Raw genomic sequence first — 7,962 nt, 5'->3', positions numbered from 1 at the left:
CTTCGCCGAACAATTTGCACCCGCCCACTTCTTGGCGGCCATTCGGGCGGCAGAACCTCTTGGAGCGACAGCGCAGCATCGGTTTCCATCCAGCCGTTGGCGCCGGTACGACAAAGCGCGGCTGCTGCCCGAGGGCTTGCTGGTCGTCGGCGACGCGATGTGCAGCTTCAACCCAATCTATGGGCAGGGTATGACGGTGGCCGCGCTGGAGGCCTTGGCATTGCGAAATTGCCTGTCCCGGGGCATAACCGACCTTCCTAGGCGGTTCTTCCGAGCCACCGCAAAGCCGATCGGCCAGGCTTGGCAGCTGGCCGCCGGCGGTGATCTCCTCCTGCCCGAGATCGAGGGCACAGCACCGCTATCGACCAGGTTGCTCAACGGGTACATGGACCGATTGCTGACCGCTGCCGAATATGACACCGCCGCATTCGAGCAGTTCCTCAAGGTGGCCTGGCTTGTCGACGCGCCGATTCGGCTGCTGCGCCCCTCGATGATGTGGCGTGCCGCCTCAGCTAACCAACGCCGGCAGAAACGCCCGACACCGGTCACGCGGCCACTCCCTGAACAGTTGGCTGAACGGACCCCCTAGGGCGGCGGCAGCTGCTGAGTTGCTCGCCGGTAATCGCGTGCGCGTGGTCTCGAAGCTTGCCTTGGGCCGAATCGCGAATGGGGCGAAGGATTATCCCTGAAGATAACCTTCGATTGATTATCGTGTCGAGCTGAACAGTGGCCAAACACCCAGGGAGACGGATGATTTGACCATAGGGCGCAGAATCCGCCCGCAACGATCAAAGGGGTCGAATGATGATCTGCGTCTACGTCGATGGTGTGCCGGCACCGCTGACAGCCTATCTCCAGGTCGTGACCGAAAGTCTCCTCGATGTCGTTCACTCCCTGATGTGCCCCTGCGCGAACATCGGTTCGTTGAAAGCACCGATCATGGCGCGGTGGGCCGACCCTGTGGGGGCCGGGCGCCGTTGCGCATAGCGCCGACGGCCGCCTGCGGCGGCTCGACAGCCTTATGATGCTGTGGTGCTTAATCTTTCATGCATCAGCACACTGAGAACACAAGTCACGAACACTTCGAACGCTTCCATGAAATCGCGTAAGAACTGCTCGGTCGAGTTGCCGGTCACTTCCCCGCTGATCAGGTCGGGAGTGAACTGGACTCCGGTGGCCTTCGGCAATGTCGGTGAACAACGACACGATCTCACCCGAACGCCAGCGACGTCTACGCCGATGCGGGCTTGCGGCGCATAGGCCGTGCCAATCGGATTCACCGATATTATGGCCCGCCCCAACGGCATCAACCCGTCTAAGGCCAAGCCAAAAACATCAGCCGGAATTTCCCCATCCGAATGTCGTCGCCGTTGGTCAGCACAGCCGAATGGATCGACTCCCCGTTGACGTACGTTCCGTTGAGACTGCCCACATCGACGATCCTGAATTCGCCTCTTTTGCAGTGGAATTCGGCATGGCGATGGCTGACGGTTGTGTCGTCGGCGACGATGTGATTGTCGGGATGGCGGCCTGCTGATGTGACCGGCTGATCCAGCCGAAATCGGGAGCCGGCGTTGGGGCCTCGTCTAACAATGAGCACGGCGGACCCGAACACTGTGTCTTGAGGTTCACCCATGCTGTTCAGCAAGTTCGTCATGCGGTAACGCGGTAATTGCCTGCTCCATTACCGCCGCGTAGCATGTGGCGACCAGCATGGCCAGCCGATTCTCGATCCAGCGCTTCACGGTTATCTCCTTCACTCCTGCCCGAGGTAATTCCATCGTTGAGCGAGCCGCTGGCGTCGTCGATGTGACCGTTGACACCAATCGGCAGCGACAGTTGTCAGCAGTGACATCGCCCCAACGGGTTTGGAAAACGCGAATGGCTGATGCTGCCGGCGTAGTTTTTCCGAGTCTTCCATCGTTGAGCGCATCGGCACGGATGTCGATGTTCACGTGGACAACACCACACACCGTCACGTGTCACTCTCCGTGGAGGCGCGCCTCACAACCGCAGCTGGCGATGTGGTGTCTCTGTGCGACGCGGGCGGGCCCGCGTGGTCGTTGACCCGGTCGTCCAGCTGCGCCCCTTCCTCGTGGACAAGTTCACGGGATCCGGCCAGAGCTGTTGGGTTTGACAGTTTTTCGCGAACGCGGCGATGGGTCGGTCAAACTGCGGCGCATGGCGTGCAGGGCGTAGTGAAGCTGAGACTTCACAAGGCGCTCCGTGACATTCAGGTCGGCAGCGATTTCGCCCGTCGTCCATCCCAGATGATGTGCCTTTCGAATCAGCTCACGGTGCAACGGGTGCAACTGATTCCAGGCTTCGCTGAGCAGTTCAGGATCCAACAGCTGGTCGTCCATCGCGTCGGCTGAGGTGCAGGTCGCGGTCGGCCCGCGGTGCGTTGTCGAGCGAGTAGGGAGCCGTTGTGACGCACCTTTGCTCGTGCTCAGTGATCACGCGGACATCGATGACCGAGCTCTTGCATGAAGCTCGGCGCTGCGGTCGAGCAGGTTGTCGACTACGCTCATCCAGCCGCAGATACTGGCGTAATCACCGTCGCGGCGAGCGCGTTTAACCTCCTGGTAAGCATCGAAGATTCGCTGCTCGAGCGCGTGATCGGGTGCCATGATCGGCCGGCCGCGGCGCGGGGATGACAAGGCCATGTGTTCACCGCCTCTCGCTATCGGACGTTTCCGATCGCTTGGCGCTCGGATCGGGTTCCGCACTCCGATGAGCTCTTACGATCACTTTCGGGACTATCCGCCCCGTTCTGCCATCGTCGCGCCTCCCTACTCGACCTACATTGTTGCGGGTGACACGATCTTCGAGCAGGGATTGGCGGCGCGGCCAACTGCAACGGTGACACCAGCCCACGACCATCCCGCCTTCGTCGTAACGGAACCGGGTGGCCACGGCACAAGGCCGAACCACATTCTTGTGCGAAGCAAGCCAACGGTCTCGAGAAGCTAGCCAGCCGTGGCCACGCGGCGCGGATGCGTGGCGCGAGGGTGAGCTGCGCGCTCGCCATGTCCGCCGCAACACGGCCCCGGCAACGATGTTGTCGCGCAGGATAGCGTCGTGGATTCGGCCAGCGTCGAGAATAGATTCCTATAGCCCGCAATACTTTTCGCACCAAGGTGCAAGGCAACCGCACCCGTATCGCCCACGCCGAGCGGAGAACCCACAATCGTCACCGCACCCGACGCCGTATACGGGAGCCGCCTGCGACATCGCATCGCTGCCGTCTGCTCGGGGCTCGGCGGGCTCACCGCGACGAAGGCGCTCAATTATGCGCAGGCGAACATCACCGACGCCGTGGTGGTTCTGGTGCGCATCACCGCGCAAGGCACGTCATACATTGTCAATGAGACGCCGCTATGGCTTCAGGACATCCCAGCGATCGCAGGCCTCGCGGCCGTTGTCGGCGCGATCATCGGGCCGCATGTTACGAGGACGCCGCGGCGCGGCAGCGCAATTAGCCGAACAACGCATTGTGGTCAGTTGGCGACGTCGGCACGCAGGTCGCCCAGCGTCGGTACCGAAACCACCGTGACAGCACCTGACCAATAGTCGCCCACGTAAATACGCTGCCCGTCTGGGCTGACCACCACCGCGTCGGGATAGCCGGGCACATCGACGGTCGTCACGACAGAACTGGTGATCGTGTCGACCACCGAGAGCGTGCTATCACCGAAATTGGCTACGTAAGCGCGCTTTCCGTCCGGGCTGAGCTGCATACCCCTCGGCAGATCTCCTGCATCAATGTCGTTCGCGTCATTGGTTGTCGTGTCGATCAGCGTGAGTGAACGCACATTACGCACATAGGCGTGCCCGCTGTCCGGAGTGAACACCACAGCCAACGGAGAGTCAGCCAGCGCGACCACCGTGGTGCTGCCTGTCGCCAGGTTGACCGCGGACACCGAACACGTGTCGTAATGAGTGATGTAAAGGTAAGAGCCGTCCGGACTCGTTGTGACAGATTCCGGACTGGCGCCGATAGCGATGGTCTTGACAGCGGCATGGCTTGCGGTGTCGATGATGGTGAGCCAGCCTGCGGGATATTGACGGTAGGTGCGCCGGTCGTATGAGACCGCGTACAGACTGCCCCCATCCGGGCTTATCGCCAGCGCGGCGACGTCGTGGACGGGCACCGTAGCAATGGTTTTCGCGCAAGCGATGTCGATCACGGTTATCGCGCTGCTGGCCTCGCCATCGGTGATTTGGTTGTGGGCCGCGTAGAGGTGGCGTCCGTCCGGACTGACCACGACGCCCGAACCCCGTCCATCCCACACCGTTTGCGCAACGTGCTCGCGCGTATCGATAACCGACACCGACCCGTCGTAGCCGATAACAAACAGCTGCTGGCCGCCGGCATCCATCACCAGATTTTTCACCGGCCCGGCGACGGGAATCCTCGCCACGATGTGCTGTCGGCCATTGACGACCATGACCGCATCGCACCGGGCGACATAGACGTGCTCGCCGTCAGGGCTTACGGCGATGTCGTGGACGCGGCCGCCGACCGGGATCGTCGCGACGGTCGTCTCCGCCGGCATCCAGATTGTGCATATGTAGTTCGGCATGCCTGCGTCACCCCAAATCTTCGGCCTGGTAACACGATCGCGGAAACTGTGGAGCCCGTCGATGTCCAGGCGACAACGCTCAGCCCTGTCGTTGGTGCGAGATCACAACGGCCGCCACCAACGGGACCCGATCGTGCGCCACGACACCGGCGTGGTCGCGACGTTGTCAACGCACACCTCGCAATCGGGGCCGATCGCGACGACACTCGCGGGTGCAAACCTGCCGCAGCATGATTGACCAATGAGAGGAGCCGCCGTGAGCGACACCCTCGGATACAACCGCGGAAGCCCCGCCGCGGCGGAGGTACGGTGATCGTCATCGTCAACGGCCGGCGTGTGTGGGTTGGCGGTAACGTCACGGTCGCGCTGTTGCTTCGATCGCTCGGCTACGCCGCAACCGGGGTCGCAGTGGCGTTGAACCGAACCTTGCTTCCCCGGTCCTCTTGGCAGACAAAGCTTTCCGACGGGGCCCGACTCGATGTACTCACGGCGGTGGACGGGCACCCAGGCTAACAACATCTGACTGCGGCTACATGAGACGCCGGTGCACTTCGAAAGCCAAGCATAACTCCGCTACATCACGCGGCCGGGCCAGGGAACGGCCGGTGCGCTGCTCGATGCGGTGCATCCGGTAGCGAACGGTATTAGCGTGACAGAACAACATCTCCCCAGCTGCACGCATCGACCCATCATGGTCCAGCCAAACTCGAAAGGTCTCAAACAGGATTTCGCGCTCTTCGTCGGCAAGATCGGCGAAACACTGCATCACGGGCCTTGCGAGGTCGACCATCACGTCGGGTGCGCTGACCGCGGCGGTGGCCAGGATCGAGCCGTCAAACACCGACACTGGCGAGCCCGGGTCTCCCCGCCCCCGCAGCGTCACCCGGGCCTGATGGAGCGCCCGCGCCGTGTCGCGCAGATCGCCGAAGCGGGCGCTAACACCCACCCGGCCGGTGGCCACCCGCGTCACTAAGGCCAGCACCGCAGCAGGGTGGCGGTCGGTGTTGAGGTGCACAATTCCGACCTGAACGTCGGGAAGGCTTCGCCACGCGGAGGAAGCATCAAGGCTACGCAGCTTCGCCTCGATATCTGGCAACGCGTCCGCCCCGGACCCGGCGGCATCAGCGGCAATCACCACGAACGGACCGGTAGTCGGCAGCCGTAGATAGTCGGCCACCTCCCAGAGGCTGCACAGCTCCAGGAGTCGGCCATGTAGCAGCGCGTCGATGAGGCTGGACCGCTCCGTTTCGTCGCCGACCACCAGACGGGTCTGCTCCTGTCGGTACCCGGCGGCCATTGCGTCGGTGAACAAGTCTTGAGCTGTCAGTAACTTGGCGGTCAACGTACGCAACCCGTCGCCATCCAAACAGCGCCGGGTTGCGGCCTCGATGGCTATTGCCTCCCACACTCGCCGGAAACCGATCCGATAGGCCTCCATCACCGACGACAGCGGTACCCCGTCACGCGCCCGCTCGACCCCCAGCCGGGTGGCCGCGGTGACGTTGAAATCGCCACCTGTGGCGATCGCACCAAAGATCGCTCGCATGTTGGCCGCGCAGCCCGCAACTACCACGTCGAACGGCACCGCCATGGTCGCACCGTAGGGACGTACCTCGCGGGTGATTGCGCGGGCAAGCAGAATCGACACTTCGTCGGTCCGCCGATACACCGCGTCTGCCACGGCAGCGACCTCTTGGAGCCCAATGTCGCTTTTCATGGTCGGCACATTAGGCGCCGACCGCCCCTCGGCAGTTGTTCACAGGAGACGAAGTTTGCCGTCGTTGTTGTTGTCGAGAGTGGCAAGTGCAACGCCGACCCTGGTCGGGGCCAAGGACTTCGTACCGGCCACGACACCTGGATAGCCGGCCTACGGTTCGTGGAAGTTTTCGCGGATTTCAAAGGCCAGGCACAGTTCGGCAAGTTGATTGGGCACCGCGAGCGAGCGGCCGGTTTGCGCCTCGATGCGATGCAGACGATGCCGGACAGTATTGGGATGACAGAAGAGCTGTGCTGCGGTATCGGCGACCGAGCCCTTGTTGGCGGCCCACGCGCGGAAAGTCTCGAATAGCACGCCCTTTTCAGCACTGGGCACATCGTCGAATTGACACAGGATGAGGGCCGCTACCTTGTTGGTCACCTCGGGTGCGCTGACCGCCGCCACGGCCAGCAGGGAGTCTTCGAATACGGTAACGCCGCCGGTCCTGCTGTTTCGGGTGTCGAGTGCGACGCGAGCGTAGCGCAGGGCTTGCGCCGTGGCAGTGAGGTCGTTGAACGGAGGGCTGACGCCAACCCTTGTGGTGGCCTGCCTTTCGAGGAGTTCAACAACTGCGTCGCGTTTGGATTCCGTTGAGACGTGGGCGATGCCGATTTGAATGTCGGGGAGGAGGCGCCAGGCGGAGAAGATGTCGGCGCTGCGCAACTTAGCGGCGATTCCAGGAAGCGCCTGTTTGCCCACAGCTGGACAGGTGGCGGCGACGACCACGTAGGGTCCGGAAATCGGCAACCGCAGTAACTGGGCAACTTCCCACACGGTGTATTCGGTGAGGGTGCGCCCGTCGATCAGCGCCTCGGTCAGCGCAGCGCGTTCGGCCTCGTCCTCAAGGACCTGCTGCGTTGTCTGCTGTCGGTACGCGCTCGCCATTGCGTCGGTATAGGCGTCCTGAATATGCCAAATCCGTGTGGTCGCTTGGATCAGCACGTCGCGGCTGACGCGTGGGCGGGTAGTGGCGATTTGCACCACGGCGTCCCAGAGATGATGTGAGGCAATGCGGTAGGCATCCATCACCGCTGGCAGTGGAACGCCCGCGGCGGCGCGTTTGGAACCCGTCGCGACGGCCGGCGAGGTGTCGAAACCCTCGGCGGTCTCAAGACATTTCAAGGCGAGACCGAGGTTTTCAGCGCTGCTGGTCAGCAATTCGTCGTTTGTCACTACGCCGGTGCTCTGGTAAAACGCGACCTCGGCTCTTACCGCGCAGGCCACAGCGTGCGCCAATTCATCGACGCGACTCACCAATTCCGACGCGATGCCCTGGATCTGGTCATCGACGTCAGTGCCGACGCTATGGAGGTTGACGGCAGGCGATAACGGCCGCCGTGTGGGGCCGGTGTCCGAAAAATCCGCTGTAGACATGGTGTGACGACCTGGACATCAAGGAGCGGAGTCGGCGAACAGCGGAACGATGCCAATTGCTCCGCCGACGATTCGCCGGTTATGAATCATGTTTTGGCATAGCGCTTCCCGCGTCGAGACCGGATCAGCCAGATGGCCGTTACACATGGCAGCCCCTTTCCTTACTGAGCGCGGGGGTGATGATTCCCGCCGCAATCCGATTGTTGTTCAGCGAGTGATCGACATCGATGTGCGTACGGACAATCT

7 protein-coding genes and 2 pseudogenes are annotated in these 7,962 nt (G+C 62.5%); 3 read left to right on the top strand and 6 right to left on the bottom strand.

The window, feature by feature from the left end:
• Window positions 1-589: pseudogene (locus VN856_RS06015) on the top strand (2-polyprenyl-6-methoxyphenol hydroxylase-like oxidoreductase); the annotation flags it as partial.
• Between the two features lie 726 nt (window positions 590-1,315).
• Here the strand turns inward: VN856_RS06015 and VN856_RS06010 are convergent.
• The 3 genes and pseudogenes from VN856_RS06010 to VN856_RS06000 form a co-directional block, all read right to left on the bottom strand.
• Window positions 1,316-1,609: pseudogene (locus tag VN856_RS06010) on the bottom strand (FHA domain-containing protein); the annotation flags it as partial.
• Window positions 1,610-1,628: 19 nt separating this feature from the next.
• On the bottom strand, window positions 1,629-1,955 hold the full coding sequence (locus tag VN856_RS06005; RefSeq protein ID WP_325687125.1) for a hypothetical protein: 327 nt from the start codon (window positions 1,953-1,955) through the stop codon (window positions 1,629-1,631).
• A gap of 150 nt (window positions 1,956-2,105) precedes the next feature.
• A complete protein-coding gene (locus VN856_RS06000; protein WP_325687123.1) occupies window positions 2,106-2,363 on the bottom strand; it encodes a sigma factor-like helix-turn-helix DNA-binding protein in 258 nt (85 codons plus the stop codon).
• Between the two features lie 123 nt (window positions 2,364-2,486).
• Between VN856_RS06000 and VN856_RS05995 the strand changes: the two genes are divergently transcribed.
• Complete coding sequence (locus VN856_RS05995) at window positions 2,487-2,657, top strand: hypothetical protein (protein ID WP_325687121.1); 171 nt, start codon at window positions 2,487-2,489, stop codon at window positions 2,655-2,657.
• Window positions 2,658-3,500: 843 nt separating this feature from the next.
• On the opposite strand, the gene VN856_RS05990 is transcribed toward VN856_RS05995, so the two are convergent.
• On the bottom strand, window positions 3,501-4,559 hold the full coding sequence (locus VN856_RS05990; RefSeq protein WP_325687119.1) for a YncE family protein: 1,059 nt from the start codon (window positions 4,557-4,559) through the stop codon (window positions 3,501-3,503).
• A 336-nt stretch (window positions 4,560-4,895) separates the two neighbouring features.
• On the opposite strand from VN856_RS05990, the gene thiS reads away from it, so the two are divergent.
• On the top strand, window positions 4,896-5,099 hold the full coding sequence (thiS, locus tag VN856_RS05985; RefSeq protein ID WP_325687117.1) for a sulfur carrier protein ThiS: 204 nt from the start codon (window positions 4,896-4,898) through the stop codon (window positions 5,097-5,099).
• A 16-nt stretch (window positions 5,100-5,115) separates the two neighbouring features.
• Here thiS and VN856_RS05980 read toward each other — a convergent pair whose 3' ends face one another.
• Both VN856_RS05980 and VN856_RS05975 read right to left on the bottom strand, forming a co-directional pair.
• Window positions 5,116-6,303, bottom strand: coding sequence for a helix-turn-helix domain-containing protein (locus VN856_RS05980; protein WP_325687115.1), 1,188 nt, complete (start codon window positions 6,301-6,303; stop codon window positions 5,116-5,118).
• Between the two features lie 150 nt (window positions 6,304-6,453).
• On the bottom strand, window positions 6,454-7,716 hold the full coding sequence (locus VN856_RS05975; RefSeq protein WP_325687112.1) for a helix-turn-helix domain-containing protein: 1,263 nt from the start codon (window positions 7,714-7,716) through the stop codon (window positions 6,454-6,456).
• Between the last annotated feature and the right edge of the window lie 246 nt (window positions 7,717-7,962).

Origin of the sequence: Mycobacterium sp. (assembly GCF_035603715.1) — a bacterium.
Lineage (GTDB): Bacteria > Actinomycetota > Actinomycetes > Mycobacteriales > Mycobacteriaceae > Mycobacterium.
The sequence above is the reverse complement of the archived record's forward strand: the minus strand, read 5'-3'. Positions and strand labels throughout refer to the sequence as shown.